The sequence below is a fragment of the Psychrobacter sp. 1U2 genome (genome assembly GCF_051847575.1).
Map to the genome: position 1 here is coordinate 1 of NZ_JBPYDC010001223.1, position 661 is coordinate 661.

Consider the following 661-nt stretch of genomic DNA (forward strand, 5'->3'; position numbering starts at 1 on the left):
GGCACTATCCGTGACCATTTCATGCTGCACTATAACTTCCCGCATTTCTCAGTGGGTGAGACTGGCCGTGAAGGTATCCCTAAACGTCGCGAAATCGGTCATGGTCGTCTAGCGCGCCGTGGTGTACAAGCGATGCTACCGGACAGCGAACGCTTCCCGTATGTCATCCGTGTGGTATCAGAAATCACTGAATCAAATGGTTCTTCTTCTATGGCGTCTGTTTGCGGTGCAAGCTTGGCATTAATGGATGCTGGTGTACCATTAAAAGCGCCAGTCGCTGGTATTGCAATGGGTCTGGTTAAAGAAGGCGAGCGCTTTGCTGTATTGTCAGACATCTTAGGTGATGAAGATCATTTAGGCGATATGGACTTTAAGGTCGCTGGTTCTAAAGACGGTATCACTGCGCTACAGATGGACATCAAAATCGAAGGCATCACGCCTGACATCATGGAGCAAGCGCTAAAGCAAGCTCATGCTGGTCGTATCCATATCTTGGATGCCATGAACCAAGTATTGCCAGAGAGCCGTACTGAAATCAACGCTCATGCACCGAACTACGCGGTTATCGAAATCAATCCTGATAAGATTCGTGATGTCATCGGTAAAGGCGGCGCGATGATTCGCCAGCTCACAGAAGAGACTGGCGCGGTTATCGATATTG

Annotated in this window: 1 protein-coding gene; it reads left to right on the forward strand. The window is 49.2% G+C overall.

Features of this window, described 5'->3' with window-relative positions:
• The coding region (locus tag ACS8FD_RS21320; protein WP_439277340.1) for a KH domain-containing protein at positions 1-661 on the forward strand (661 nt) is incomplete at both ends.